Source organism: Burkholderia sp. GW821-FHT14F03, from assembly GCF_058803765.1.
This window is the reverse complement of sequence record NZ_JBXAPG010000010.1, coordinates 39,669-64,881: the sequence shown is the minus strand read 5'-3', so window position 1 is coordinate 64,881 and position 25,213 is coordinate 39,669. Positions and strand designations below refer to the sequence as shown.

Below are 25,213 nucleotides of genomic sequence, written 5' to 3'. Positions count from 1 at the left end.
GGTAATGCCGGCCGGCCGCGTCGCGGCTCAGTCGGCAAGCGGCTGCGGCGCCGCGCGGCGCCGTTGCCAGTTTCGTTCACGGTAATGCAGGTACAGGATGCCGGGCAGGCCGAGCGCGAGTTCGCGCGCGCGCTTCGCGAGCGACAGCGCGAGCGCCGCCTCGGGCGGGAGCCCGACGAGCGGCGCGAGCAGCAGATAGCCGCCTTCCTGCGCGCCGAGCGAGCCGGGGATCGCGAACGCCGCGCCGCGGATCGCCTGGCCGACGCTCTCCAGCAGCAGCGCATCGAGCCAGCTGACCGGGTGGCCGAGGAAGTGCAGCGCGAGCCACACTTCGCCCGTGCCGACCACCCAGCCGACGAAGCTGAGCCAGAAGGTCGACGCGACCCGGTCGCGGCGGCGGTACAGGTCGGCGACCGCGGCGTCGATTGCGTCGGCGCGCGTGGCGAGGCCCGACCAGTCGCGCGGACCGAACAGCTTCGACACGAGGCGCAGCCCGCGCCCGAACAGGCCGCGCCGCTGCGCGACATAGAACGCGAGCGCGAACAGCGCGAGCAGCGCGGTCGCGATCAGCGCGGGCGTGCGCAGGTGCGACACCGAATCATGGCTCGCGTACAGGCTGAACGCGGCGATGCCGACGAGCGCGAACAGCAGCTGCGCGAGCGCCTGCATCGTGGTGCTGACGGTGATCGCGGCGGCGGCTTCCTGCATCCGCACGCCTTGCTGCGAGAGGTAGCGCACCATCAGCACCGGGCCGCCGATCTGCCCGGCGGGCAGCAGGCTGTTGACCGATTCGCCCACCCAGCGCGCATACAGCGCCTCGCGCATCGACGCGCCGCGCGTGCCGGCCGGGAACATCACGGCGATCGCCCGCGCATCGATCACGAGCGGCACCAGATGGAAGGCCGCGACGAGCGCGAGCCCCCAGCCGGCCGTGAGCAGCGTCGACGCGACGGCGCCGAAGCCTTGCCAGGCCAGCAATGCAACGAACAGCGCTGTCCCGATCGACAGCAGGATCATGCCGGCGCGCGTCATGAGCCCTGGGTGCGGCGCGCGGCCAGCTGACGGAACACCTGGCGGAAGCCGAAGTACGCGATCGCATCCTTCATGTTCGAGATGAAGCGCTTCCAGGGACGCATGCCGGGATCGGTCACGTATTCGAAGGTCAGCGACACGCGCAGCTCGTTCTCGCCGAGCGGCGTGACGCGGTGGCGCAGCTTGTCGCCGTCGAACAGCACGATGCCGCCGTGCGCGATCTGCACCGAGCCCGGCTCGTCGGCGACCGCCGGGTTGCGCGTGTGCAGCTCGTAGTCGAGCCGCGACGTCGATTCGTCGATCACGCCGAACAGCAGCGTGTAGCGGCGGCCGTCGTAGTACGAGGTGTCGTAGTGCCAGCCGATGTGATCGCCGGGGCGGGTGTAGTAGTACAGCGCGTACGCGTGCGGATCGTCTTCCGGCGACAGCAGCAGGGTGTCGCCCGTGATCTTCTCGAGGAAGCCGATCAGCGCCTTCGAGCGGTACAGCTCGGCGATGTACGGCGCCTTCGCGTCGATCGTGTGCCGGCTCACGCTGCCACCCTGCTTGTGGCCGGGCAGGTAGTTGCGGTTGATGTCCGCCTGCAGCGCGCGCGCGGCGTCGGCGAGCTTGCCGGCCGCGTCCTTCGGCAGGAAGTCGTCGAGGTACAGGAACGCGCCTTGGCGCGTGTAGTGCTGTCGCAGGCCGGGCAGGTCGAGTTCGCCGACGCGGGACGCGACGGCGCGGTCAGGGGGAAGCCCCGTGCCCTGCGCCGTGGAAGGCGAGGTCGGCACGGTCTCTGCGCCTGTATGGAGGGTCATTTGGTGACTTGGATTTCGGTTGGATTGGGCGCGGCGCGGCCGCGGCGCACGATGCGCCAGTAGTCGGCCACGACCCACGCGGCAAAGAGCGGCGCGCCGATCGACGCGGCCAGCAGGAAGCGCTCCACGCCGTCGAACAGCGTGACGAGGGGCAGCAGGTAGAGCACGTCCTCGGTCTCGAAGCCGCCGACGAACGCCTGCTTGGTGCCGGCCTTGCCGGCGAACGATTCGATCCGCATCCGCAGGAAGAAGATCAGCGCGACGGCCGCGCCCGCGAGCGTGCCGAGCAGGACCGGATTGGCGGCCATGCGGCCGCCCGTGGCGACAATCCCGGCGCCCATGCTGACGAACAGCGCGACCGTGATCAGCGCGTCGCTCGCGAGGTCGTAAAAGTGGCCGATCTTGCTGGATTTGCCGCTGATCCGCGCGAGTTCGCCGTCGGTATGGTCGACGAAGTTCGACAGCACGATCAGGAACGCGCCCGCGTTGATCCAGCGGAAGCCGCCCTGCGCGAGGCAGTACGCGCCCGCGAGGCCGATCAGCAGGCGCAGCGTGGTGAGGTGGTTCGGCGTGACCGGCGTGTCGATCAGGGGCGTGACAAGCCAGCGGGCCAGCCGGGCATCCCAGGTGCGGGGCGGCGGGCTTGCCGTGGTGATTTTGTTGGTGGTTCTCTGGTCCATCGGCGGAATATATACGGATTTGTAATTTATTGCTTTTTGATGACCAAAAACCTTGATTCTACCGGCTTCTCACGCAGATTGGCGGCTTGCCTGCTCCGCCTCTCCAATCCCATGCGCGACAATCGGGGTTGGATCGGTGAGTCGCGTCCGACGGACGGGCCCGCCGATACCCGGCAAATCCGGCAAGGGAGTTTTGCAGCGGGGCAATCCTATGCCGGGCAGCTGCTCTGCGATACTCCGGCCGTGCCTCGCGGCCGGCCCCGAACCGGACCGGCCGCGAGGGCAGTGCGCCGCGCCCGAGACACCCCGCTGCGGCAACTTCGTCGTGATTGATACCAAGACAACCGTTCGACAACCAGCCATGCCAACCTCTCGCATCCTCGCTCCCCATCTGCGTTCCCTGGTCCGCACCGCGGACGAAGCCGCGGCGTTGATCGCCCCCGACATGACCGTCGCGATGAGCGGCTTCACCGGCTCCGGTTACCCGAAGGCGGTGCCGGCCGCGCTGGCGGCCCGCATCGGCGCCGCCCACGCGCGCGGCGAGGCTTTCCGGATCAACGTGCTGACCGGGGCGTCGACGGCGCCGGAACTCGACGGCGCGCTGGCCCGGGCGGACGGTATCTCGATGCGGCTGCCGTATCAATCTGATCCGACCCTGCGGGACAAGATCAATGCCGGCGAACTCGACTACCAGGACATCCACCTGAGCCATGTCGCGCAATACGCGTGGTTCGGCCTGTTCGGCGAGCTGGACGTGGCGGTGGTGGAGGTGGCGGGGATCCGCGAGGACGGCCTGCTGATTCCGTCGGCGTCGGTCGGCAACAACAAGACCTGGCTCGATCGGGCGCAGCGCGTGATCCTCGAGGTGAACACGCGCCAGCCGCTCGGGCTCGACGGCATGCACGACATCTATTACGGCACGGCGCTGCCGCCGAACCGGGTGCCGATTCCGCTCGTGAAGAGCGGCGACCGGATCGGCGAGCCGTATCTGCGCTGCGCGCCGGAGAAGATCATCGCGATCGTCGAGACCGACGCGCCGGACCGCAGCAATGCGTTTTCGGCGCCCGACGCGACCTCGAAGCAGATCGCCGGGCACCTGCTCGACTTCCTGCGCCACGAGATCGCGCGCGGCCGGCTGCCGGCCGACCTGCTGCCGCTGCAGTCGGGAGTGGGCAACATCACCAACGCGGTGCTGGCCGAGCTGGGCGCGGGCGGCTTCAAGGGCCTGACGGCTTTCACCGAGGTGATCCAGGACGGCATGCTCGACCTGCTCGAGAACGGCACGCTGAGCTTCGCGTCGGCGACCGCGCTGTCGCTGAGCCCCGACGCGGTCAAGCGTTTCGCGGACGAGATCGACCGTTTCCGCGACAAGATCGTGCTGCGTCCGCAGGAGATCAGCAACCATCCAGAGTTGGTGCGCCGGCTGGGCTGCATCGCGATGAACGGGATGATCGAGGCCGACATCTACGGCAACGTGAACTCGACCCACGTGATGGGCACGAAGATCCAGAACGGCATCGGCGGTTCCGGCGACTTCGCGCGCAACGGCTACCTGTCGTGCTTCATGTCGGCGAGCACGGCGAAGGGCGGCGCGATCTCGCGGATCGTGCCGATGGCGAGCCACGTCGACCATACCGAGCATGACGTGGCGGTGGTGGTGACCGAACAGGGGCTCGCGGACCTGCGGGGGCTGTCACCGAAGCAGCGCGCGCGCGCGATCATCGCGAACTGCGCCCACCCGGACTTCCGGCCGATGCTGGCGGACTACTTCGAGCGCGCGAGCCGCGAGAGCTTCGGCAAGCAGACGCCGCACCTGCTCGGCGAGGCGCTGTCGTGGCACGAGCGCTACGTGCGCACGGGCTCGATGAAGCCCTGAGGGTCTCACCCGCGGGCGGCGCCCGGCCGCCCGCGTCTGCCTGCCGCGTCACGACGGCTTGCGCGACGCGAACAGCTCGAGATCGTTGCGCACGCCGAGCTTGCGGAACGCCGACTGCTTCTGCGCGCTGATCGTCTTGCGGCTGCGCGAGAACTTGATCGCGATTTCCGACACCGTCATCCCGTTCAGGCAGCAGCGCAGCACCTCGTGCTCGCGCGGGCTCAGCTGCGTCTCGGCGAGCTGGGCGGGCGAACTGGCCGACGTCAGCGTCACGGTCGGCGCCTCGCGGCCCGCCCGGCCGTCCCGGGCGGGCGGCACGATGCTCGCCAGTTCCATGCTCAGGTAGGTCTTGCCGCGCGCGACCACGTGGACCGCGTGCGCAAGCTCGCGCAGATCCTGGCTCTTGCCGATGAAACCTTTCGCGCCGGCCCGCATCATCAGGTTGACGGTCGCGGGCACCTCGATGCTCGATGTCATGAGGATCTCGCAGCGCTGGAAGCGGGTGTGCACGAGGCGGATCAGGTTGAGGCCGTCGATCTCGTCGGGACCGAGCACGTAGTCGAGCAGCACGACGTCGACCTGATGGGATTCGAGCCAGCGCAGCAGATCGCGCGAGCGCGAGAAATTCCCGCGGACATCGATGTCGGTCTTGTCGGCCAGGTAGTGCTCGATGCCGTGCTGGACGGCGGCATGGTCGTCCAGGATCGCGAGCGTGATCGACTTGCGGTTCGAGATCATCGGCTGCCTCTTGTGTTGTAGATGGAACGGCGGTGGGGTCGCGTGCGGCCAACCCGGGAGGGCCTGCATCGCCGGCGACGCCCAGGTCGATTTATCCCGTCCGGGGGAAATTCGGGCAGCGCCCGCGCGGGGCGAGGCGGCAGTCAGGCGAACGAATTCAGATGGCATGCGCGTGGCAATCGATATACCGGCTTCAGGTAAGTGTGCGTGTGCTGGCTGGAGGGTGATATTGCGGTTTCGTTATTCTGTAATCAATCTGTCCGGTGTCCATAGGGTAAATCCGATTTTTCATTTTCAGGGCGGCCGGAATGGCGCTCTGGTGGTGGATTTTGCCATCGGATCGAGTTGGTGGGGGTGGTGCGGCTTAAAAGGTTGGGATTGCATGTAATGATTTGATTTTGAATGTGATTTTTGTGCTTTTTGCCCAGTTCTGGAACTGCTTTTGTCGATGGGGAGGGTTGGTTTTTAGGCATATTCTTATATCCAAATGCTTAAATTTGAGGGTGTGCCTGATCGGCCGGGCAGCCGCTTGATTACTTCTGAGGTGACAAAAATAAAATGCATTGTGCCAGGAATGTATTTGATTTCGATTGAATGGGCTTGCTCTCGCGAGTGTTGAATAATATTGAGATTCGCCGTGCGAAGCGTCGTGAATTCGCTTGAGGATTTCCAATGAGCGTGCTGCGCGTGAAGAGAAAAGTCACACATTCACAGCAAGGGCGACGCGCGGGGCGCTGTCCGCATTGATCCTGGCTGGGCGAAGCAGGTTCATGATCCGGCCCCACCCATCGCCTGCGCGGCGGGCTTCTTAGGAAATGAAAAATAATTGGTTCGGCTTGGGGCGTGGCTCTTCCATAGTGGGCGCCTGATGGCTATAGGCGGCGGACGCCGCCGGCCCGATCCCATGTGGCGCGCCCGCGCGGCGCGCAATCCCGAAGGAGATGACGATGACAACCACACTCGAAGAACGACCGCTCGACGCGATCCTGCAGGCGGCGCGCGACGTGGCCGCCGCGGCGGGCCTCTCGTACGCGGGCGGCGTGGCGCCGAGCGACGCGTGGGGCCTGGTCACGCGGGGCGCGGCGCTGCTCGTCGACGTGCGCACCGCCGAGGAGCGGGCCTTCGTCGGGCAGGTGCCGGACAGCCTGCACGTGGCCTGGGCGACCGGCACGAGCCTCACGCGCAATCCGCGCTTCGTGCGCGAGCTGGAGGCGAAGACCGGCAGGGAAGCCGTCGTGTTGCTGTTGTGCCGCAGCGGCAATCGCTCGGCGCTTGCCGCCGAGGCCGCCGCGAAAGCCGGCTTCACGCAGGTCTACAACGTGCTCGAAGGTTTCGAGGGTGAACTGGACGAGGCCGGACACCGCGGCGCGATCAACGGGTGGCGGCGGCATGGGCTGCCGTGGCGGCAAGACTGAAATTCGGATCGCGCGATTTGGAACCTGGGAGGCAGTGGCCGTGGCGGTATTCGACATCGATGACATCGTGCAATCGCTTCAAACCGTGCGCCAGCGCTGGCGTGAAGTACAGCGGCGCTCGCTGGAGCCCGGCGGGCGGGATCTGCCGGCCCGCGAGGCGCTGGCCGGCATCGTCGACGCGCTGAAGGGCGTGTTGTTCCCGATGCGCCTCGGGCCGCCCGATCTGCGTCAGGAAAGCGAGAATCTTTATGTGGGGCATGCGCTCGACGAGGCGCTGCACGCGCTGCTTGCGCAGGCGCGCCTCGAGTTGCGCTACAAGCACCGCCAGCAGGCGGACGGCGGCGACGAGGCGGCGCTCGACGCCCGCGCGGCCGATGCGGCGCGCGTATTCGCGGCGCGCCTGCCCGGCATCCGCGCGCTGCTCGACAGCGACGTGCTGGCTGCCTATCACGGCGATCCGGCGGCCGGCAGCGTCGACGAGGTGCTGCTCTGTTATCCCGGCGTGCTGGCGATGATCCATCACCGGCTCGCACACGAACTGTATCGATTGGAACTGCCGCTGCTCGCGCGGATCGTGGCGGAGCACGCGCATGCGGCAACCGGGATCGACATTCATCCGGGGGCGCGGATCGGCGCGGGTTTCTTCATCGATCACGGCACGGGCGTCGTGATCGGCGAGACCGCGATCATCGGCGAGCGGGTGCGCGTCTATCAGGCGGTCACGCTCGGCGCGAAGCGTTTTCCGCGCGATGCGGCGGGCCATCTCGAGAAAGGGCTCGCGCGGCATCCGATCGTCGAGGACGACGTGGTGATTTACGCGGGCGCGACGATCCTGGGTCGCGTGACGATCGGACGCGGCGCGGTGATCGGCGGCAACGTCTGGATCACGCAGGACGTGCCGCCCGGCAGCCACGTCACGCAGGCCGTGTCGCGCAGCGACGCGGCGCGCGACGGCGCGGCATCTGTACCGGCCCGCACGGAGGGGGCGCTGTCATGAGTGCGCTGGTGCGCCGGTTCGGCAGCGCGGTTCGCGCGCAGCGCGAGGCGCTTGCCTGGTCGCAGGAGCGGCTCGCCGAGCATGCCGGGCTCAACCGCTCGTATATCGGCGAGCTGGAGCGCGGCACCGCGATCGCCTCGATCGTGACCGCGGACAAGCTCGCGCGCGCGTTCGGCGTGCCGCTCGCGCGGCTGTTGCCGGTGGGCGAGCCGGAGGAGCCTTCGGTCGTGGCGGCGCGCTGACGGCCGCGCCGATCGTCGCGGGCAGGGCGGATGGACGGGCGCGGCACGAAAGGGAGAGACGGCGGAGATCGGTCATGGCGCTCGTCCAAGCGGCTTCGATTATTTGATCAATATCGAATTCAATCGAGAGCGCCTGATTATTATCAATCAATCGTATTGAATGGTTTGTTGGCAATATTTTAAGAAATGAGATGCTGGATTGATGATTCCGCTGTTGAGTTGGCGATGCCTTTCGTCTCCCCGAAAAACTTCCTGGATTTTCCAACGCACCATGCCGCCGGGCATGGCCTGCCGCGCATTTCCGCCCTGGCTGCGGCTTCGCATGCTCGATTCCCGAGGGTGCCTGGGTCATCGATCGGCGATGCGCCTGCAAGAACGCGGCCCCGGGTCATCAAATCTGAATAATGCCGATGTTTGACCATCAATCGGTTTAATTTGATGGCTATAGCATGTTGAGCGTCTTATTCAATCCTCTTCATAATTCCACTTCATCATAAGCTTTGCCGTTTTTCTTCTATAGACCCCGGAGCCACCTATGTCGACGATAGTGAGCGGCCAGACAGCGCTCGGCGATAACGCAGCACGGCAACTTGCCAATGCCACCAAGACCATCCCGCAGCTTTCCACGATCACGCCGCGCTGGCTCACGCATCTGTTGCAATGGGTGCCGGTCGAGGCGGGCATCTATCGGCTGAACCAGGTCCGGAATCCGGAGGCGGTGCGGGCCGCGTGCACCGCGCGCGAGGACGAGGGCGTGCTGCCGCGCACCTTCGTGCCGTACGAGGAGCAGCCGCGCGAATACTTCCTGAACGCCGTGAGCACCGTGCTCGACGTGCATACGCGGATCTCCGATCTCTACAGCAGCCCGCACGACCAGATCAAGGAGCAACTGCGCCTCACGATCGAGACGATCAAGGAACTGCAGGAAAGCCAACTGATCAACAACCCCGACTACGGCCTGCTCGCGAACGTCACGGACGAGCAGCGCGTGTTCCCGCTGACGGGCGCGCCGACGCCCGACGATCTCGACGAACTGCTGAGCCGGGTCTGGAAGGAGCCGGCGTTCTTCCTCACGCATCCGCTCGCGATCGCCGCATTCGGCCGCGAATGCACGCGGCGCGGCGTGCCGCCGCCGACCGTCAGCCTGTTCGGTTCGCAGTTCCTGACCTGGCGCGGCATTCCGCTGATCCCGTCCGACAAGGTGCCGGTCGCGGACGGCAAGACCAAGATCCTGCTGCTGCGCGTCGGCGACAAGCGTCAGGGCGTGGTCGGTCTGTACCAGCCCGGCGTCGCGGGCGAGCAGGGCCCGGGCCTGTCGGTGCGCTTCATGGGGATCAACAACCAGGCGATCGCGTCGTATCTGATTTCGCTGTACTGCTCGCTGGCCGTCCATTCACCGGATGCGCTCGCGGTCCTCGATGACGTGGAGATCGGCAAGTACCATGACTATCCGGACACCTATCGCTGATCGCGCCGGGTCGGCGCTGCCGGACCTGCCGGCGCCGCCCGTGCCGCCCGGCTTGCCCGACCCGGCCACGCTCGCGCGGCTGGCGACGGAGTTCCTCGCCGCGCTGCCCGGCCAGCCTGCCGCCCCCGACATCGCGACGGGCAGTGGCGCCGTGGGCGGCGTGCCGTCCGCGCTGCCGGCCGCCGCGCCCGCGCTGGCCTCGCTGTCCAATCCCGTGCCGCCGGGCTCGCCGCTTGCCGGGCCGGGCGGCGCCGGGACCGGCGTGCCGGGGCTGTCGTTGCCGCAGGGCAAGGTGGCGGGCGCGAATCTCGCCCCCGCCGCGCCCACCCACGTGCTGTCGCTCGGCAATCGCGCGCCGGCGCTCGCACCGCATGCGGCCGCCGCGAACGGCTTGCCCGACACCGTCGTGTCGATCGCGCCCGCGCTGGAGCCGCGCCTCGGCGGCGCGGCGCTCGGCGTGCCACAGGCGGACGGGCTCGCGGGGCGCGACGCGCGTCCGGAGCCGGCCGCGGCCGCGTCGCCGTACTACTTCGTCGACGCGTCGCGGCACGGCTGGCCGCGCGAAGCGCCGGATCTCGTCGTGCCGTCGCACGACGCCGTGTCGCCGGAGACGTTCGGCCTGCCCGGTGACGACGCGCTGCGTGCGTTGCTGTCGAAGGGCGCGCCGGGCGGGGCGCCGTCGACCGATGGCGCGTCGCGCTATTTCATCGACGATGCAGCTGCCGCGCCCTGGTCGCGCGGCGCGGTGGGCGGCGCGCATCCGCCGTTCGACGTGCAGGCGGTGCGTCGCGACTTCCCGATCCTGCAGGAGCGCGTGAACGGCCGGCCGCTCGTCTGGTTCGACAACGCGGCCACCACGCACAAGCCGCAGGCCGTGATCGATCGTCTCGCGTATTTCTATGCGCACGAGAACTCGAACATCCACCGCGCCGCGCATGCGCTGGCGGGCCGCGCAACGGATGCCTACGAGCAGGCGCGCGACACGGCGCGGCGTTTCATCGGCGCGGCGTCGTCGGACGAGATCGTGTTCGTGCGCGGCACGACCGAGGCGATCAACCTGATTGCGAAGAGCTGGGGCGCGCAGCATGTCGGCGCGGGCGACGAGATCATCGTGTCGCATCTCGAGCATCACGCGAACATCGTGCCGTGGCAGCAACTCGCCGCGGAGAAGGGCGCGACGCTGCGCGTGATTCCGGTCGACGATTCGGGGCAGGTGCTGCTCGACGAATACCGGAAGCTGCTGAACGACCGCACCCGGATCGTGTCGGTCACGCAGGTGTCGAATGCGCTCGGCACGGTCGTGCCGGTGAAGGAGATCGTCGAGCTGGCGCATCGCGCGGGCGCGAAGGCGCTCGTCGACGGGGCGCAGTCGATCTCGCACATGCGCATCGACGTGCAGGCGCTCGATGCCGACTTCTTCGTGTTCTCGGGGCACAAGATCTACGGCCCGACCGGCATCGGCGTGGTGTACGGCAAGCGCGCGATCCTCGACGACATGCCGCCCTGGCAGGGCGGCGGCAACATGATCGCGGACGTGACGTTCGAGCGCACGGTGTTCCAGCCGCCGCCGAACCGTTTCGAGGCGGGCACCGGCAACATCGCGGATGCCGTGGGTCTCGGCGCAGCGCTCGACTACGTGAGCCGGATCGGCATCGAGAACATCGCCCGCTACGAGCACGACCTGCTCGCCTACGCGACGCATGCGCTCGCGCCGGTGCCGGGCGTGCGGCTCGTCGGGACGGCGCGCGACAAGGCGAGCGTGTTGTCGTTCGTCTTGAAGGGCTATACGACCGAGGAGGTCGGGCAGGCGCTGAACGAGGAGGGCATCGCGGTGCGTTCCGGCCATCACTGCGCCCAGCCGATCCTGCGCCGTTTCGGGCTGGAGACGACGGTGCGGCCGTCGCTTGCGTTCTACAACACCTGCGATGAGGTCGATGCGCTGGTGGATGTCGTGCGGCGTCTGGCGGCGCGGCGCGGGTAGACGCGGGCAGGCCCGGCGGGTTGGGGTGGACGGCGCGGGCTCCTTGCGGAGCCCGCGCTTTTTCATGCTTCGTCGTCGCGGAACGCAGGGGAACGCGGCGTGGATCGTGAGGAAGGCGTATTCCTCGTCGCGATACGCGCGGGCCCGATGCCTGACGACCTTGATGGAGGGATGCCTTCGACGACGTCGGCGCCGATCGATGGCGGGACGCTTGGGCATCGATCGACGGTCCCCGACAGCGCCGTCGAATTCCTCCATCGCGTTCGCGCGCGGGGTATCGGGAACGGCGCCGCCTCGTGGCAGGCTTGCGTTGACGCTACAATCCCACCGGTTGCGACCGTCGGGTCGGTGTGAACGCAAGCGAAAACATTATCGGGAGTACGAGAGAATATGCAAAATCATCAGCCGGGGACACTGCAGGCCCCTTCGGGAAAAGATCTTTTCGTCCCGCGGCTCCTGATCGGCCTCTTCCAGGGATTAATGCTGTATCTGCTTCTGAACGCGGCAGCGCATCGCAGCGGCATCGCGACCGTTCCGCTTCTGTTCTTTCCGCTGCTGCTCGTCGGCCTATTCATCCCGCCGGTATGGATCGTGGGCCTGCAACGGATGAGATGGGCTCGGCTCGCGATGTGGACGGTCCTGCTTGCTGCGGTCGTGGCGATCCTTGGCTGTCACGACGCGTGGCGATCGGTCGGCATCGACGCTGCCGGGATACAACCATCGGGCCGCGCCGAGGTTCCGCTGCCGTCGATGGCCGTGACCTTCTACAGCGGCGCGATGGTGTTTATTGCGTACTGCCTCGTCCTCGCCGGGGAGTCTGCAAGGTCGTGGTTTGCTCCGTACGAGTCGTACTTCGAGTGCAGTTGGAAACTCGTGTTGCAGGTGTTGCTGTCCGGGATGTTCGTAGGCGCGCTGTTTCTCGTGCTCTGGCTGGGCTCGGCGCTCTTCCTCTTGCTGAAACTGGATTTCCTCCAGCAACTCCTGCATGAAGCATGGTTCAACGTTCCCGTGATCGCGATGGCGTTTGCCTCGGCCCTCCATGTCACCGATGTGCGGCCGGACATTATCCGGGGCTCGCGCACGCTCATCCTGTCGCTGCTCTCGTGGTTGCTCCTGGTCCTCGTCGTCCTCGTCGGCGGATTCCTCGCGTCACTGCCGTTCACGGGGCTTGGATTATTGTGGGCCACGAAGTCCGGTGCGTGGATTCTGCTCGGCGTGGCGGCGCTACAGGTCGTGTTCATCAACGCCGCCTTGAAGAGCGGCCTGGAGTCCGACCAGATATCGCGCGTTCTGCGGGTCTGCATGAGAATTGCATGCCTGATGCTGCCCGTCCTGGTGATACTCGCAACCTACGCCCTCGCGTTGCGGATCAGGCAGTATGGATTCACGCCGCATCGCGTTTTGGCCTGCTCGGGCGCATTCGTCGCTTACTTCTACGCCATCGGCTACGCATGGGTCGCGCTCACCCGCACCGGCAACCTGGCGAAGATCGGGTCTGTCAACGTGGTCACGGCCTGGGTGTCGCTGGCGGTTCTCGTGGCCGTATTCACGCCGTTGGCCGACCCCGCACGTCTGTCGGTGGCCAGTCAGGTGGACCGTCTTCTGGCCGGGAAGGTCGTCGCCGAGGATTTCGACTACGACTTCCTTCGGTACGACGCCGCAAGATATGGCCTGCAGGCGCTCGCGCGACTGCGGGGGGAGACGCGCGGATCGAATGCCGAAACGATTCGCGAACTGAGCGCGCGGGCTGCGAATCAACCCGGTTCAAGTCGTTGGAACGCGACCCGCCCGGACGCCGCGGCGCTCGCTCGCAATATCGAGTCGCGTACGCCCGGGCAATCGGTTCCGGGGGCGTTTCTCTCGACGGACTGGGCGCGGAGCACGCAATACGAAACGCTTCCGGCCTGCCTGCGCTTTCGCATAGAGAAGTGCGACGCTTATTTCGTCGACCTGACCGGGGAGCGCCAACCCGACGTTGTGCTCGTGCCGAACAACGGAAGCGTCGGATACGTGTTTGGTCAGGCCGGCAATGGGGATTGGCAACTTGTCGGACAATTTTCGATCGCGCCGGATTGCGTCGCGATGCGCGCCGCCTTGGCGAAGGGAACGTTTCAGCTCGTCGAGCCTCGACGGCGAGACATTCAGATCAATGGTCGACGCATCGAGGTGAAAGCGGCATGGGCGCCTGACGCGGCGTGCTCGAAGTAAGCGAGCGTACTGGAGGATGAGCGCCCACGGCCGCCAGCCAAGGGCGACGTCGACGTGCCGGCAGAATGATGGCCGCCGCGGGGGCAGGCATGGCGCGGTCGGAACTCGGTTGCGGTGCGTCTTTGAATCCGCTAAACGCGCGGATCATTCGAATAGCCGCTATCGGGTGGGGCGAGATGCCTCCCTGGGTTGGTAGACGACTGCCACTGAATTCCGCGAGGAATTTTTGTTGGCGAGCGGGCGGGCAACCATGACGAAACGAAACAACGTCATGCGCGGCGTTCCGCTAGGATCGACCTTTCCTCCACGCTCGATATGCCGCCTCATGATCGAATTCCGCCTGCTGGACCTGGCCGATGCCGCCGCGTTCAAGACCTTGCGCCTCGCGGCCATCGATAACGCGCCGACCGCCGTATGGCCGACTCGCGAGGAGGAAGCGGCCGCGTCGCTCGACGCGTGCGCGGCGCGGATTCGAACCACCCCGAATCAGGCGGTGGTCGGCGTGTGGATCGACGGCGTCCTGGCCGGCATCACCGGAGTTCGGCGCGAGCCGTTCGTGCAGGTTAGCCACCAGGCGCTGATCTGGGGCGTGTTCGTCGATGCCGCGCGCCGCGGCCAGGGATTTGCGCGTCGTCTGGTCGACGCGGCGATCGAACATGCGGCTGCCAACTGGGGCGTGGTTCAGATCAAGCTGTGCGTGAATACCGAAAACGTCGCGGCGAAGACGCTGTATGAATCGCTCGGCTTCGTGACGTTCGGGATCGAGGCGCGCTCGATGCGGGTCGCGGGGCGCTTTTACGATGAAGCGCATATGGTCAAGAAGCTGGATTGAGCGGGAGCGTGGAGGCGAATCCGGTCGGAGATGTCGCGCAGCGTGCATGGCGAGGTTTAGTTGCGCGCGCATCGATGATGGTGCGGCGGCCTCGCCGAGGCCGGCGATACATACCTTGCGCTCGGGGCCGGGTTGAGCGCTCCGGCGCGCGCCGCATTCGCGTGGGCGGCAGTGGGCGCATCGCCCTCATCCAGGCCGGGTACGGGCGGCGGCCGTCTCGTGCGGCCTGACCCGACCCGGGCGAGCCCAGGCGCGCGCGCTACCTCACCCCGACGAGTCGCGCGCGCCTCGGGCGGGAACCGTCCCCAGCGCGCGCGGCAGGCCAAGCTTGCCGATCCAGCCCGCGAGCGCGCTTCTCCACCACGGCGGCGGCGCGTCGACCAGGCCGCTCACCGCCCGCCCGCTATCCGCGGTCCATTCGACATAGGCGTCGTCCGTGAGCGTATGGGCCTCGCCTTCGTCGAGCACGATCGTGAGCGCGGGCGCGGCGCCCGACAGCCAATGCAGCGCGGCATCGCGGCAGGTGACGCGCAGCCGGCCGTGCAACGCGACCAGCACGCTGCCGCGCTTGAGTTGGCGCGCGTGGCGCGCGCCGGAACAACAGCTGAGTTCTTCGGTGGACATGTCGCTATCCCAGATCGTTTCGCGCGCGGCATGGATGTGCCGCGCTTCGCGGCCGGGTTTGGCCGTTGTCGGATAGCTTAAGAAAGCGCGCCCATGGACAACAGATCCAGCCGTCGTGAATCTGTTGCGCAGCAGACGCGGCCCGCGCGTATCTGTTACCGTCCGAATTCCGTTGATCTGTATCTGGCGCCCAGTCAGCCAAATGGGCACGATCCCCCGATGAAACCGAATCACGACGCGCGCCGCGCGTATCTGCCGCTCGCCGACGAACCCCTGTACGAACGCCTGGCCGAGCACTATCGCCGGATCATCGCAGCCGGCACGCTCGCGCCCGGCGACCGCATGCCCTCGGTGCGCGCGTTGATGGACCAGCACGAGGTGAGCCTGTCCACCGCGCTGCAAGTGTTCCGGCGGCTCGAGGACAGCGGCTGGCTGACCGCCCGGCCGCGCTCCGGCTACTTCGTGCGCCGGCCGGCCGCGAAGCTGGCGGCGCTGCACGAACCCGATCTGCCGTCGCTGCCGCTCGCGGCGGACTACGTCGGCCTGCACGCACGCGTGTCGCGCGTGGTCGAGCGGGCGCGCCAGCAGCCCGACGCGCTGAACCTCGGCGGCGCGACGGCCGGCGCTGCGCTGTATCCGGCCGAGCGGCTCCAGTCGCTCGCGATCCGCGCGCTGCGACAGCGGCCGACGCTGTTGACGGAGCCGGGGCAGGACGCCGGCGCGCCGGAATATCGGCAGGCGGTCGCGCGTCGCGCGCTGTCGTATGGCGTGACGGTGTCGCCCGACGAGGTGCTGGCGACGAGCGGCAGCGTCGATGCGGTGAATCTCGCACTGCGCGCGGTCGCGAAACCGGGCGACATGGTCGTGATCGAATCGCCGGCTTTCTTCGGGCTGTTGCAGATCCTTGAAAGCCATGGGCTGCGCGCGCTGGAGATTCCGACCAGCCCGACCACCGGGATCTCGCTCGAAGCGCTCGACGTGGCGCTCGCCGCCTACGATTCGATCAAGGCGATTGTGGTCGTGCCGATCCTGCAGAACCCGCTCGGCTGCATCATGCCCGACGAGCGCAAGGCCGAACTGGTGGCGCTGGGCGCCCGCTACGGCGTGGCGATCATCGAGGACGACCCGTATCGCGAACTCGCCGACGACGCGGACCGGGCAAGACCCGTCAAGGCCTGGGATCGCGACGGCGGGGTGATCTACTGCCCGTCGTTCAACAAGGTGCTGGCGCCCGGCATGCGGCTCGGCTGGATGGCCGCGGGCCGCTGGCACGCGCGCGTACGGATGCTGAACTTCACGCAAAGCCGCCACAACGAGGCGCTGTCTCAGGCGGTGGTGGCCGAATTCATCGGCTCGGGGGCGTTCGACCGGCATCTGCGCCAGCTGCGCGAGCGCTTGCGCGCGCAGCGCGAGCAGACGGTCGACGCGATCGCGCGGCATTTCCCGGACGGCACGCGGCTCAATGCGCCGCCGGGCGGCTTGCTGCTGTGGCTGGCGCTGCCGGAGCACGTGCGTTCCGAAGCGTTGTTCGACGCGGCGCTCGCGCGCGGCATCCGGATCGCGCCGGGGGCGATCTTCTCGAATTCGGACCGCTTCGACGCCTGCATGCGCGTGAGTTGCCCGTATCCGTTCGATGCGCGGCTGGACGCGGCGTTTCACACGCTGGGCGGGCTGGTGCGGGAAGCCGCCTGACCGGCGCGGCCGCGCCGATCAGCGACCGGCGGTCTGGGCGGCGAGATGCTGCCGGATCAGCGACAGGTAGCGGTCGCCCACCGTGTGGTCGACCTGCGAGCGCGGCATGGGGCGGCGCACCGCCTGCGGCGGCCATACCCCGAGATAGCGGCAGACCGCCGACAGATAGGGCTTGCGAACGCGCCCCATTTGCACCGCGGCGCGCTGCACGCGCTCGTCGCCGACCTGGCTGCGCAGCCAGACGAGGATTTGACGGTCGGTTTCATTGACGATACGGACCAGGTGTTCCATCGCACACCCCACTGGATATCAATACAGTACTGTTAATATATCCAGTATTCGGGCGGTGTGCAACAGGTGCGTCAATCGTCGTCGCCGGCCCCCGAGCGGGCCCGTTCGCGCAGCGTCGTCTTGACGACCTTGCCCACGCCGCTGCGGGGCAGCGCGTCGACGAAACGCACCGCCTTCGGGCATTTGAAGCGGGCGAGCCGCGCGCGGCAGGCGTCGAGCAGCGCGTCGCCCGTGACGGTCGCGCCGGGCCGGCGCACCACGAACGCGATCGGCGATTCGCCCCATTTTTCGTCCGGGACGCCGACCACCGCGGCCTCGGCGACGCCGTCCTCGGCGAGCAGCACCCGCTCGACCTCGGACGGATAGATGTTCTCGCCGCCGCTGATGATCAGGTCCTTCAGGCGGTCGATCACATACAGGAAGCCCGCCTCGTCGAGATAGCCGAGGTCGCCCGTCGCGAGCCAGCCGTCGCGCAGCGCGGCGCGGGTCGCGCCGGGGTCGTTCCAGTAGCCCGCGAACACCACCGCGCCCGCGCACTGGATCTCGCCGCATACGCCGGCCGGCAGCGGCGCGCCGGTGTGCGGATCGACGATGCGCAGGCGGTTCAGGAACGCCGCCTTGCCGTGCGAATCGGCCTTGGCGGGGTCCATCGCGGCTTTCCAGAACGTCAGCGCGCCCGTCACCTCGGTCAGGCCGTACACCTGCTGGATGCCGACGCCGAGCGCGGCCCACGCGTCGATCAGCGCGCGCGGCACGGTCGACGCGCCGCACACGATATGCACGAGGCTCGACGGATCGGCGTCGACCTGGGATGCCGCCGCGAGCAGCGCGCTCAGCATCGCGGGCACCAGCATCATCGTGGTGATCCGCTCCCGGCCGATCACGCGCCAGATGGCCGCCGGGTCGAAATCGGGCAGGAAGTACACCATCGTGCCTTTCTGCACGCTGGTCGTGAGCGGCATCAGCCCGCCGATGTGGAACATCGGCGCGACGAGCAGGAAGCGGTGGCTGTCGAACCAGTCGAGCGTGCTGGAGGTGCCGTGCGCCGCCGCGAGGAAATTGTCGTGGGTGAGCATCGCCCCCTTGGGGCGGCCGGTCGTGCCCGAGGTGTACATGATGACCGCGGCGTCGTCGCCGCGCCGCGTGGCGGGCGGGCAGGGCGGCAGCGCGGGCGCGGCGGCGTCGACGAGGTCGTCGAAGCGCGGGTCGCGCGCCGCGTCGCCATGGCAGACCAGCAGGTCGAGCCCGCCGCAGCGCGCGCGCAGCGCCTCGACGGCCGGCGCGAACGCGGCGTCGTAGAACAGCGCCCGCGCGCCGCTGTGGTCGAGCATGTAAGCGAGTTCGTCGACCTGCAGGCGCCAGTTCATGACGACCACGATCGCATCGGCGCGCGATGCGCCGAAGATCGCGGTCGCGAGCGCCGCCGAGTTCTTGCCGTAGACGGCGATGCGGTCGCCGGGCGCGAGGCCCGCCGCGCGCAGCCACGCGGCGAAGCGCGTGCAGCGGCGGTCGACCTCCGCATAGCTGTACCGGTAGTCCGGCCCGACGAAGCCCTCGTGCGTCGGCGCGAGATACGCGCGATGGGCCAGCAAGTCGCTCAGGTTGTAGTTCATCACGGAAATTCCTGGAGACCGGGGGCGAAGGTGCGGGGCGCGCGTGTCGCGGCCCCGCAGGCGGCACGGGCTAGCTCGCCGCCGGGTCGTCGAGCGCCGCGTCGATGCTGTGCTGGAACATCGCCAGCAAGCCTTCCTCGAGGCCAAGCGTATGGTACTCGTTGGCGCCGTTGGCGAGCCCGAGCTGCACGTCCTCGGCGACCGCGAAGTCCTCCAGGTCGAACACCGCGTCGTTCGTATACGTGAAGCGCTTCGCGAGCGCCCGCTGGCCTTCCTCGCCCTCGAACTGCGACGGGCGATAGAGCATCTCGTGGGTCCAGATGGTGCGGTCCGGCGCCTCGGGGTAGAACGCGTTGATCGACACGTAGTCCGGATGCAGGATGAAGAACGTGTTCGGGAACAGCGTGTAGTACACGGAGGCGAAGTCGAGGATCCGGCGTTCGTGCGGATCGGTGTCCAGCAGGTCGAGGAAGTTGGTGCGCGCCGCCGCGAGCCGGATGTGCGGGCCATGCTCGTAGTGCGCGATCACGCCCTTGCGGAACGATTGCGCGAGCGTGGTCCGGTGCAGGTAGGGCACGTGGTAGCCCTCGAGATAGGTCTTGATCAGCAGCTTCCAGTTCGCATGCTTGACGACCTGGGTCTTGCGGAACGACACCAGGTCGCCGAGGCCGAAGTGGTCGAGATCCTCGCCGATCGGTCCGAGATAGGCGTCGAGGTCGAGCGTCGCGCCCGGCGTCGGATGGATCCACACGAGGCCGCCGCGTTCGACCACGGGCAGCGCCTTGAGGTTGAACGCGTCGTGGTCGAGGTCGGGGAAGTTGTAGGATTTCGTCACGCCCTTCAAGCGGCCGTCGAGATCGTAGGTCCAGCCGTGGAACGGGCAGACGAACGCTTTCAGGCACGGCTCGGTGCCGGCCACGAGGCGCGCGCCGCGGTGCCGGCAGGTGTTGAGGAACGCGCGCAGTTCGCCGTTCTTGTTGCGCACCACCACGAACGGAAAGCGCGCCCAGTCGCTGACCAGATAGTCGCCGGGGTTCCGCACGCGGGATGCGTGGCCCGCCACCAGCGGATACGCGCGGAACACCGTGCGCATTTCCTTCGCGAGGATCTCCGGATCGGTGTACTTGCCGACCGGAACCTGAACCACCTTGCCGAGCATGTCCTGGTCGCGCTGCCGCTCATGCAGCGCCTGCAGCGTCCGCAGGGTCTCGACCTGCACTTCGTGTTGCATGTCTCACTCCATGTCTCTGTCACCGCCCGCGTTCGCGGGTCGGCCGCCCCCGTCCGCCCCTCAGGCCGACGGCACCACCGTGCCCTGTGCAAGCGCGCACAGTTTTTCCTCGCCGTCCTTCACCGCATATACTTCGCATTGGCAGACCGCTTGCCGCTTGCCGATGCTGCGCGCCTTGGCACGCGCGATCAGGTGGGTGCCGACCGCCGGGCGCAGGTAGTTGATCTTGAATTCGGCGGTCAGCGCGTCGCCGTTCAGCGCGATGCCGCCCGCGAAGGTGATCGCGTTGTCCGCGAGATAGCTGAGCACGCCGCCATGCACGAAGCCGTGCTGCTGCTTGAGATGGTCTTCGATGGTGACGGTCAGTTCCGCGCTGTCGCTGGTCGCATCGGTCAGCTGAGCGCCGATGTGCTGACTGAAAGGCTGGCTCGCGAAGATTTGTCGCGCCAATACCTGGATGTCGCTCACGTGTCTCTCCTTTGAATGTTTTAGTTAGGCGTTTCGTGCGTGGCCACGGCCGAGAATCGCCAAAATAGATTCTAGGACGGGTGTATTCACAACGTGTCCGGATTTCCGATCATGCAGCGACAGATTCCCGAAACGCGCGACAGCTCGCGCAGGCGGCCGCGGCAATCGCGCGCGCGGCAGACCTCGCTGGCCTTGCAGGAGGCCTTTGTTCGGCTTTTGACCGAACGCGAATACGACGCGATCACGATTCGCGAGATCGTCGGGCTGGCCGGCACGGGGCTCGGCAGTTTCTACGAGTACTTCGCGAGCAAGGAGGATCTGGCGCGCGTCTGCCTGCACCTGCGATCCAAGCGCGTGCTGACGACCTTGCATGCGCTCCGGATGCCGTTGGCCGGCCTGCCGCTCGACGCCGTGGTTCCGGCCGTCGTGGCCGGCTTGCTCGATGCGCACCGGGACCAGCCCGCGCAGTGGGCCGCGCATTACTTTCTCGAACGCAGGCTGTCCGACGCGCGCGCCTACGCAAGCATGTATGACCGTTTCGTGCGGGAGTGGGCGCAACTGCTCGACGCGGCGGCCGACCTGCGCGGCGGCGCGTCGATGGAGGTGGCGCGCACCTGCCAGACCATCGCCTACGGCATGATCGCCCACGCGCATGTCCGCCAATTCGCGGGCGCGGGCGCCGGCGATGCGATCGATTACGCGGCGCTGACGCAGCACTTGCAGCGCGCCTTGCTCGCGTATCTGAATGCGGCCGCCGCGCCGGCGCCGCCGTTCGTCACGGCGGCGCCGGTCGCCGACGTCGTGTAGCGCGCCGCGCCTATTTCGCGGCGCCGGCCTTCGGCATCAGGTCGACATAGCGTGCATCCGTCAGCGTGCGCAGGAACGCGACGAGGTCGTCGACATCCGTCTCCGTCAACGCGGGCGGCGTGCCGGGCCGGCGGTTCATCGGCGTCGAGTTGACGTTGATGTTGCCGCGATAGGCCGCGGGGACGTCGTCGAAGCCTGGCTTGCCGTGATACCAGCGGGCGGGGTCGGTCGAGCGCGTGTTGTAGAACGCGACCGCGTCGCGCAGCGTGTCGAACACGCCGTTGTGCATGAAGGTCTGCCGCACCGCGACGTTGCGCAGGCCCGGCGTGCGCAGGTAGCCGCACCATTGTGTCGGGTCGGGCCAGCGCAGGCGCGCGGCCGTGTCGCACAGCCCGTTGTCGAAATGGCGCGGGTCGCGGTTCGCCGGCAGCGCGCGGTTGCGCGGCACGGCGATCGCGTCGTAGCCGAAGTCGGTGAACAGCGAGCGCGCCGGCCGGCTCGACGTGTCCGACAGCGCATGACAGCTCATGCAATTGCCCTTGTCCGGATTCTTGAACAACGCGAGCCCGCGCAGCTCGGCCGCCGACAGCGGCGCGCGCCGCGTCAGGTAGGCGTCGAAGCGCGACGTGAAGGGCGCCATCTCGTCGCTCTGCAGGTAGGCCTGCAAGGCCTCGCCGAGCGCGCGCGTCATGCGTTCCGGATCGCGACGCACGGCCGGGCCGAAGCGCGCCGCCAGCGCGGGCGCCAATTCGGTGGCCTCGACCTTGCGCAGCAGCGCGGCGGGCGATGCGTTGTTCATCTCGTTCGGATCGAAAAGCGGGCCGCGCGCCTGCTCGGCGAGCGTATCCGCGCGGCCGTCGCTGAACAGGCCGCCGAACGGCGCGGGCGCGGGGGCGTCGTCGTCCTGGTAGAAATGGCGGCGCGGCACGTAGCGCACGTACAGCAGCGACGGCGCGTTGCGCGCGCTGAAGCGGCCGGGGCGGCTGCCTTCGGGCACGCCGGGGCCCGCCAGCGCGGCCGCCGACAGCGTCGGCGCGAACGCGCGGGCCGGGTCGTGGCAGCCCGCGCACGACATGCCGCGCGGCTCCGACAGGCGCGGATCGAAGAACACCCGCCGGCCGAGCGCGACCAGTGCGGGATCGGGACGGAACACGGCGGCGGTCGCGTCGATCTTCGCCGGCACTTGCGGCGTGCCGTGCCCGATCACGTCGAGCACGCGCTGCGGGGGCGCGCCCGGCAGCAGCACCGTGGTCGCGTCCTTGGCGGCGAGCGCGGCCGCGCCCGCCGCCAGCAGCGCGAGCGCGACGAGCGTGCGCGCTGCCGGGGCGAGACGCGCGCTCATGGCGCGACGAAGCCGGTCTTGTCGCACGCGAGCGTCGTGCCGGACTGGTCGCAGGTCGCGAGCAGCTTGCCCGCCGCCGTGTAGGCCTTGAAGGTCCAGCCGTTGGCCGGCGCGGCGCGCCGCTCCATCATCAGGAACCCGAAGCTGTTGTTGTGCGACAGCCGCTCGATCACCGCGCCCGGCGCGGGCGTGAGATTGGCCGGGAACGGATCGGGCAGCGCGACGTCGAGGTTGTCGCCGCCGTTGCCGGACACGATCGTCGCCGGATGCCCGGACGAGAAGTTGATCGCCTGGAAATCATGCACGTGGCCATGCAGCGCGACCTGCACGCCGGGCGGGTAGTAGGCCTGCGCGTTGAGGCTCGACATCACCGACTGCAGGGCGAGGTTGCCCGGCGCGGGCGTGCTGCCCGCGATCGGCGCGAACGCGAGGATCGGATGGTGGTTCGTGAAGATCGTCGTGGTCATGCCGGCCTGGCCCGCGAGCCTGGCGACGGCCTGGAACTGCTTCTGGTAGATCTGGAATTGCGGATCGCTCGTCTTCAGCGCGGCGCGGCCCACCTTCGCGGTGTCGAACACGATCACCTGCGAACCGCCGCCCAACTGCACCGCGTACGGGTCGGAGTAGTTCGCGCCGGCGTCGTTGGCGGGATCGTCGCACGAGCGCGCGGCGGCATAGGGGCGCGGATCGAGGAAGCGGAACCAGCCCTGGCCCGCGCGCGCGCATTCCTCGTGGTTGCCGCGCACCACGACCCACGGCGCTTTCGCGAGCAGCGGCGCGGCCGGCTTGAACAGGTCGGCCTGCCAGGCATCCCAGCCGTAGCCCCACGGGCTGTCCTTGCAGCCGGCGATGTCGGACGGGCAGGCGTTCTCGCGGTAGTGATAGTCGCCGATGTGCATGACGAGATCGGGGGCGAGATTCGCGACGCTCGCCGCGATCGTCGCGAGCGGCCAGACGCCGCTGTCGTTGCAGGCCTGGAACGCGTTGTCGGCCTTCTTCATCCGGCAGCCGGTGTCCGCGATGATCGCGATCCGCTGCGGCTGCGCCTTCGGCAGCGGCAGCGTGCGGCCGGCCACGCTCACCTGTTGCGCGCCCGCGGGCAGCGTCGCCTCGCAGACCGCGACCGGGAACGCCGACGGCTTCGAATCGGCGGGGTCGCTCGCGGTCGTGCGCAGCGGCACGGTGCCCGCGCCGACCCGCAGGCTCATGCGCGAGACCTGGCCGTCGCGCGTCAGCTGCGGGCAGATCGGGGCCGAGGCGTCGGTCGGGCGATAGGACGTGACGGCGCGCGCGATCGCCTGGTTGCCGTCGCCGATCTCGACCCAGGCGGCCTGGACATGGGTGGCGGCGCTCGCCGCGTCGGGGGGCGGCGTGTCGATGTCGCTCGTACACGCGTACAGCAGGATCGCGCCCGAAAGGGCGACGAGGAAGGCGGCGGCGCTTCGTGGGGTAGGTCGATGCATGGTCGTTCCTGTTGGAAAGACGTAAAAATACGCATGACCGATGTAAGAAATATGAAGCCGCCCCGTAGGGAAATCCCGGGCGCGCGCGGATGGCTCCGCGCGCGCCCGCGGAGTCAGGCGTCGCCGGCCGGGGTCTCCGCGGCCTTGCGCGGTCGCCGCGCGCGCGGCGCGGTCTTGCGCGGGGCCTTGGCGGGCGCGCCTTCCGGCGCGGGCTGGGCCGTGGGGGCGGCGGGCGGCGCGGGTTCGGCGCTCGCCTCGGCGTCGGTCGCGCGGGGCGCGGCGGCCTTGGTCTTCTTCGCGGCGGTCTTGCGCGTCCGCGGGGCTTTCTTGGCGGGGGCCGGCGCATCGACGGCGAGCGGCGCGTCCGCTTGTGCGTCGCCGGCTTCCACGCGGCGCGTCTCGATCTCGACGGGCGCGGCGGGCGCCTCGGTCACGAGCGGCGCGCTCTGCTCGGGAGCGGGCTTGTGCTTGCCCTGGCCCTTGCGGTGGCCCTTCCTGCCCGAGCCGCCGGCCGGCTGCGCCGGCGCGGCGCCCTCGGCCGGCTTCGAGGCGTCGGCCGGGGCCGCGGCGGTTTGCAGCGAGCGGAACACGAAGGTGCCCGACTTGTCGTCGCGGCCGATCTCCAGCAGGCCGCGCGCCTGCGCTTCCTCGAGCAGGTTGCCGAACGCCCGGAAGCCGTAATAGCTCTCGTTGAAGCCGGGCTTGCGGCGCTTGATCGCGCTCTTGAGCACCGACGCCCAGATCTTGCCGCTCTCGCCGCGCTCCGACGCGAGCGCCTCGAAGGTCTCGACCGCGATCGAGATCGCCTCCGCCTTGCGCGCATCGCCGTCGTGCTTGCGCTGCTTGTCGTCGTCGTTGGTGCGCTTGGCGGTCGTGCGCGCTTCCTGCTTGGCGTTCGCGCGCTGCTGCTCGCGCGCGAGGTCGTCGTAGAAAATGAATTCGTCGCAGTTCGCGACGAGCAGGTCCGAGGTCGAATTCTTCACGCCCACGCCGATCACGCGCTTGGCGTTCTCGCGCAGCTTCGAGACGAGCGGCGAGAAATCGGAGTCGCCGCTGATGATGACGAAGGTATCGACGTGCGACTTCGTGTAGCACAGGTCGAGCGCGTCGACGACGAGGCGGATGTCGGCCGAGTTCTTGCCGGACTGGCGCACGTGCGGGATCTCGATCAGCTCGAAGCTCGCTTCATGCATCGAGGCCTTGAAGGTCTTGTAGCGATCCCAGTCGCAATAGGCCTTCTTCACGACGATGCTGCCCTTGAGCAGCAGCCGCTCCAGCACGGGCTTGATGTCGAATTTCTCGAACTTCGTGTCGCGCACGCCGAGCGCGATGTTCTCGAAGTCGCAAAACAGCGCCATGTTGACGCTTTCCTGGGGTAAGGCCATGTGTTCTCCAACCGGTCGCCCGGAGTCG

Annotated in this window: 24 protein-coding genes; 10 read left to right on the top strand and 14 right to left on the bottom strand. The window is 68.2% G+C overall.

The annotated features are described in order from the left end of the window. Nucleotides 1–27: 27 nt before the first annotated feature. Genes AC1RQF_RS08965 through AC1RQF_RS08955 form a run of 3 tightly spaced genes read right to left on the bottom strand, consistent with a single transcriptional unit; the run spans nucleotide 28 to nucleotide 2,512 of the window. A complete protein-coding gene (locus AC1RQF_RS08965) occupies nucleotides 28–1,032 on the bottom strand; it encodes an HpnL family protein (protein WP_273996254.1) in 1,005 nt (334 codons plus the stop codon). Beyond that, nucleotides 1,029–1,832 carry a HalD/BesD family halogenase gene (locus tag AC1RQF_RS08960; protein ID WP_273996253.1) on the bottom strand — a complete coding sequence of 268 codons (804 nt, stop codon included), beginning with the start codon at nucleotides 1,830–1,832 and terminating at the stop codon, nucleotides 1,029–1,031. The genes AC1RQF_RS08965 and AC1RQF_RS08960 overlap by 4 nt, the downstream gene beginning before the upstream one ends. Next, complete coding sequence (locus AC1RQF_RS08955) at nucleotides 1,829–2,512, bottom strand: CDP-alcohol phosphatidyltransferase family protein (RefSeq protein ID WP_273996251.1); 684 nt, start codon at nucleotides 2,510–2,512, stop codon at nucleotides 1,829–1,831. The genes AC1RQF_RS08960 and AC1RQF_RS08955 overlap by 4 nt, the downstream gene beginning before the upstream one ends. 361 nt (nucleotides 2,513–2,873) lie before the next feature. On the opposite strand from AC1RQF_RS08955, the gene scpC reads away from it, so the two are divergent. Beyond that, nucleotides 2,874–4,388 (top strand): succinyl-CoA:acetate CoA-transferase ScpC, encoded by a 1,515-nt coding sequence (gene scpC, locus AC1RQF_RS08950; RefSeq protein ID WP_492871826.1) that lies wholly within the window; start codon nucleotides 2,874–2,876, stop codon nucleotides 4,386–4,388. Between the two features lie 48 nt (nucleotides 4,389–4,436). Here the strand turns inward: scpC and AC1RQF_RS08945 are convergent, their stop codons facing one another. Both AC1RQF_RS08945 and AC1RQF_RS08940 read right to left on the bottom strand, forming a co-directional pair. Beyond that, a complete protein-coding gene (locus tag AC1RQF_RS08945; RefSeq protein WP_273996249.1) occupies nucleotides 4,437–5,126 on the bottom strand; it encodes a response regulator in 690 nt (229 codons plus the stop codon). Between the two features lie 251 nt (nucleotides 5,127–5,377). Then, a complete protein-coding gene (locus AC1RQF_RS08940; RefSeq protein WP_492871825.1) occupies nucleotides 5,378–5,599 on the bottom strand; it encodes a hypothetical protein in 222 nt (73 codons plus the stop codon). Between the two features lie 474 nt (nucleotides 5,600–6,073). Here AC1RQF_RS08940 and AC1RQF_RS08935 point away from each other — a divergent pair, with 474 nt between their 5' ends. The 3 genes from AC1RQF_RS08935 to AC1RQF_RS08925 are packed head-to-tail and all read left to right on the top strand — an operon-like array spanning nucleotide 6,074 to nucleotide 7,780. Next, on the top strand, nucleotides 6,074–6,541 hold the full coding sequence (locus tag AC1RQF_RS08935; protein WP_273996247.1) for a rhodanese-like domain-containing protein: 468 nt from the start codon (nucleotides 6,074–6,076) through the stop codon (nucleotides 6,539–6,541). A 40-nt stretch (nucleotides 6,542–6,581) separates the two neighbouring features. After that, entirely contained in the window at nucleotides 6,582–7,538 is a 957-nt protein-coding gene (gene epsC / locus AC1RQF_RS08930; RefSeq protein WP_492871824.1) for a serine O-acetyltransferase EpsC, read from the top strand. After that, a complete protein-coding gene (locus AC1RQF_RS08925; protein WP_273996245.1) occupies nucleotides 7,535–7,780 on the top strand; it encodes a helix-turn-helix domain-containing protein in 246 nt (81 codons plus the stop codon). Before epsC ends, AC1RQF_RS08925 begins: the two co-directional genes overlap by 4 nt. A gap of 147 nt (nucleotides 7,781–7,927) precedes the next feature. Here AC1RQF_RS08925 and AC1RQF_RS08920 read toward each other — a convergent pair whose 3' ends face one another. Continuing rightward, on the bottom strand, nucleotides 7,928–8,104 hold the full coding sequence (locus AC1RQF_RS08920) for a hypothetical protein (RefSeq protein ID WP_273996244.1): 177 nt from the start codon (nucleotides 8,102–8,104) through the stop codon (nucleotides 7,928–7,930). A 211-nt stretch (nucleotides 8,105–8,315) separates the two neighbouring features. Between AC1RQF_RS08920 and AC1RQF_RS08915 the strand changes: the two genes are divergently transcribed. The 4 genes from AC1RQF_RS08915 to AC1RQF_RS08900 all read left to right on the top strand — a co-directional run bounded on the left by AC1RQF_RS08915 (nucleotide 8,316) and on the right by AC1RQF_RS08900 (nucleotide 14,269). Next, entirely contained in the window at nucleotides 8,316–9,248 is a 933-nt protein-coding gene (locus AC1RQF_RS08915) for a family 2A encapsulin nanocompartment shell protein (RefSeq protein WP_273996243.1), read from the top strand. Continuing rightward, on the top strand, nucleotides 9,223–11,229 hold the full coding sequence (locus tag AC1RQF_RS08910; protein ID WP_492871823.1) for a family 2A encapsulin nanocompartment cargo protein cysteine desulfurase: 2,007 nt from the start codon (nucleotides 9,223–9,225) through the stop codon (nucleotides 11,227–11,229). Before AC1RQF_RS08915 ends, AC1RQF_RS08910 begins: the two co-directional genes overlap by 26 nt. A 390-nt stretch (nucleotides 11,230–11,619) precedes the next feature. Beyond that, the gene (locus AC1RQF_RS08905; RefSeq protein ID WP_492871822.1) at nucleotides 11,620–13,437 is read left to right on the top strand and encodes a DUF4153 domain-containing protein; all 1,818 of its coding nucleotides are present in this window, start codon (nucleotides 11,620–11,622) and stop codon (nucleotides 13,435–13,437) included. Between the two features lie 325 nt (nucleotides 13,438–13,762). After that, on the top strand, nucleotides 13,763–14,269 hold the full coding sequence (locus tag AC1RQF_RS08900; protein WP_492871872.1) for a GNAT family N-acetyltransferase: 507 nt from the start codon (nucleotides 13,763–13,765) through the stop codon (nucleotides 14,267–14,269). A gap of 264 nt (nucleotides 14,270–14,533) precedes the next feature. On the opposite strand, the gene AC1RQF_RS08895 is transcribed toward AC1RQF_RS08900, so the two are convergent. Continuing rightward, nucleotides 14,534–14,893: a hypothetical protein gene (locus AC1RQF_RS08895; RefSeq protein WP_273996239.1), complete on the bottom strand. Its 360-nt coding sequence runs from the start codon at nucleotides 14,891–14,893 to the stop codon at nucleotides 14,534–14,536. A 219-nt stretch (nucleotides 14,894–15,112) separates the two neighbouring features. Between AC1RQF_RS08895 and AC1RQF_RS08890 the strand changes: the two genes are divergently transcribed. Beyond that, on the top strand, nucleotides 15,113–16,585 hold the full coding sequence (locus AC1RQF_RS08890; RefSeq protein WP_273996238.1) for an aminotransferase-like domain-containing protein: 1,473 nt from the start codon (nucleotides 15,113–15,115) through the stop codon (nucleotides 16,583–16,585). A gap of 18 nt (nucleotides 16,586–16,603) precedes the next feature. Here the strand turns inward: AC1RQF_RS08890 and AC1RQF_RS08885 are convergent, their stop codons facing one another. The 4 genes from AC1RQF_RS08885 to AC1RQF_RS08870 all read right to left on the bottom strand — a co-directional run bounded on the left by AC1RQF_RS08885 (nucleotide 16,604) and on the right by AC1RQF_RS08870 (nucleotide 20,188). Next, entirely contained in the window at nucleotides 16,604–16,876 is a 273-nt protein-coding gene (locus AC1RQF_RS08885) for a CppA family protein (protein WP_273996237.1), read from the bottom strand. A 71-nt stretch (nucleotides 16,877–16,947) separates the two neighbouring features. Further along, a complete protein-coding gene (locus AC1RQF_RS08880) occupies nucleotides 16,948–18,489 on the bottom strand; it encodes a class I adenylate-forming enzyme family protein (protein WP_273996236.1) in 1,542 nt (513 codons plus the stop codon). Between the two features lie 70 nt (nucleotides 18,490–18,559). Beyond that, the gene (locus AC1RQF_RS08875) at nucleotides 18,560–19,720 is read right to left on the bottom strand and encodes an aromatic ring-hydroxylating oxygenase subunit alpha (RefSeq protein ID WP_273996235.1); all 1,161 of its coding nucleotides are present in this window, start codon (nucleotides 19,718–19,720) and stop codon (nucleotides 18,560–18,562) included. A gap of 60 nt (nucleotides 19,721–19,780) precedes the next feature. Next, nucleotides 19,781–20,188, bottom strand: a complete 408-nt coding sequence (locus tag AC1RQF_RS08870; protein WP_273996234.1) for a PaaI family thioesterase — start codon at nucleotides 20,186–20,188, stop codon at nucleotides 19,781–19,783. A 111-nt stretch (nucleotides 20,189–20,299) separates the two neighbouring features. Here AC1RQF_RS08870 and AC1RQF_RS08865 point away from each other — a divergent pair, with 111 nt between their 5' ends. Continuing rightward, a complete protein-coding gene (locus tag AC1RQF_RS08865; RefSeq protein ID WP_273996233.1) occupies nucleotides 20,300–20,995 on the top strand; it encodes a TetR/AcrR family transcriptional regulator in 696 nt (231 codons plus the stop codon). A gap of 10 nt (nucleotides 20,996–21,005) precedes the next feature. Here AC1RQF_RS08865 and AC1RQF_RS08860 read toward each other — a convergent pair whose 3' ends face one another. The 3 genes from AC1RQF_RS08860 to AC1RQF_RS08850 all read right to left on the bottom strand — a co-directional run bounded on the left by AC1RQF_RS08860 (nucleotide 21,006) and on the right by AC1RQF_RS08850 (nucleotide 25,158). Beyond that, nucleotides 21,006–22,337 carry a cytochrome-c peroxidase gene (locus AC1RQF_RS08860; protein WP_492871821.1) on the bottom strand — a complete coding sequence of 444 codons (1,332 nt, stop codon included), beginning with the start codon at nucleotides 22,335–22,337 and terminating at the stop codon, nucleotides 21,006–21,008. After that, on the bottom strand, nucleotides 22,334–23,800 hold the full coding sequence (locus tag AC1RQF_RS08855) for a metallophosphoesterase family protein (RefSeq protein ID WP_492871820.1): 1,467 nt from the start codon (nucleotides 23,798–23,800) through the stop codon (nucleotides 22,334–22,336). The genes AC1RQF_RS08860 and AC1RQF_RS08855 overlap by 4 nt, the downstream gene beginning before the upstream one ends. Nucleotides 23,801–23,913: 113 nt before the next feature. Then, complete coding sequence (locus tag AC1RQF_RS08850) at nucleotides 23,914–25,158, bottom strand: NYN domain-containing protein (RefSeq protein WP_273998368.1); 1,245 nt, start codon at nucleotides 25,156–25,158, stop codon at nucleotides 23,914–23,916. Between the last annotated feature and the right edge of the window lie 55 nt (nucleotides 25,159–25,213).

Excerpts from the sequence above, each read along its gene's own strand:
- AC1RQF_RS08965 (WP_273996254.1), bottom strand. The coding sequence starts at position 1,032 with ATGACGCGCGCCGGCATGATCCTGCTGTCGATCGGGACAGCGCTGTTC.
- AC1RQF_RS08960 (WP_273996253.1), bottom strand. The coding sequence starts at position 1,832 with ATGACCCTCCATACAGGCGCAGAGACCGTGCCGACCTCGCCTTCCACG.
- AC1RQF_RS08955 (WP_273996251.1), bottom strand. The coding sequence starts at position 2,512 with ATGGACCAGAGAACCACCAACAAAATCACCACGGCAAGCCCGCCGCCC.
- scpC (WP_492871826.1), top strand. The coding sequence starts at position 2,874 with ATGCCAACCTCTCGCATCCTCGCTCCCCATCTGCGTTCCCTGGTCCGC.
- AC1RQF_RS08945 (WP_273996249.1), bottom strand. The coding sequence starts at position 5,126 with ATGATCTCGAACCGCAAGTCGATCACGCTCGCGATCCTGGACGACCAT.
- AC1RQF_RS08940 (WP_492871825.1), bottom strand. The coding sequence starts at position 5,599 with ATGCCTAAAAACCAACCCTCCCCATCGACAAAAGCAGTTCCAGAACTG.
- AC1RQF_RS08935 (WP_273996247.1), top strand. The coding sequence starts at position 6,074 with ATGACAACCACACTCGAAGAACGACCGCTCGACGCGATCCTGCAGGCG.
- AC1RQF_RS08925 (WP_273996245.1), top strand. The coding sequence starts at position 7,535 with ATGAGTGCGCTGGTGCGCCGGTTCGGCAGCGCGGTTCGCGCGCAGCGC.
- AC1RQF_RS08920 (WP_273996244.1), bottom strand. The coding sequence starts at position 8,104 with ATGCGAAGCCGCAGCCAGGGCGGAAATGCGCGGCAGGCCATGCCCGGC.
- AC1RQF_RS08915 (WP_273996243.1), top strand. The coding sequence starts at position 8,316 with ATGTCGACGATAGTGAGCGGCCAGACAGCGCTCGGCGATAACGCAGCA.
- AC1RQF_RS08910 (WP_492871823.1), top strand. The coding sequence starts at position 9,223 with ATGACTATCCGGACACCTATCGCTGATCGCGCCGGGTCGGCGCTGCCG.
- AC1RQF_RS08905 (WP_492871822.1), top strand. The coding sequence starts at position 11,620 with ATGCAAAATCATCAGCCGGGGACACTGCAGGCCCCTTCGGGAAAAGAT.
- AC1RQF_RS08900 (WP_492871872.1), top strand. The coding sequence starts at position 13,763 with ATGATCGAATTCCGCCTGCTGGACCTGGCCGATGCCGCCGCGTTCAAG.
- AC1RQF_RS08895 (WP_273996239.1), bottom strand. The coding sequence starts at position 14,893 with ATGTCCACCGAAGAACTCAGCTGTTGTTCCGGCGCGCGCCACGCGCGC.
- AC1RQF_RS08890 (WP_273996238.1), top strand. The coding sequence starts at position 15,113 with ATGAAACCGAATCACGACGCGCGCCGCGCGTATCTGCCGCTCGCCGAC.
- AC1RQF_RS08885 (WP_273996237.1), bottom strand. The coding sequence starts at position 16,876 with ATGGAACACCTGGTCCGTATCGTCAATGAAACCGACCGTCAAATCCTC.
- AC1RQF_RS08880 (WP_273996236.1), bottom strand. The coding sequence starts at position 18,489 with ATGAACTACAACCTGAGCGACTTGCTGGCCCATCGCGCGTATCTCGCG.
- AC1RQF_RS08875 (WP_273996235.1), bottom strand. The coding sequence starts at position 19,720 with ATGCAACACGAAGTGCAGGTCGAGACCCTGCGGACGCTGCAGGCGCTG.
- AC1RQF_RS08865 (WP_273996233.1), top strand. The coding sequence starts at position 20,300 with ATGCAGCGACAGATTCCCGAAACGCGCGACAGCTCGCGCAGGCGGCCG.
- AC1RQF_RS08860 (WP_492871821.1), bottom strand. The coding sequence starts at position 22,337 with ATGAGCGCGCGTCTCGCCCCGGCAGCGCGCACGCTCGTCGCGCTCGCG.
- AC1RQF_RS08855 (WP_492871820.1), bottom strand. The coding sequence starts at position 23,800 with ATGCATCGACCTACCCCACGAAGCGCCGCCGCCTTCCTCGTCGCCCTT.
- AC1RQF_RS08850 (WP_273998368.1), bottom strand. The coding sequence starts at position 25,158 with ATGGCGCTGTTTTGCGACTTCGAGAACATCGCGCTCGGCGTGCGCGAC.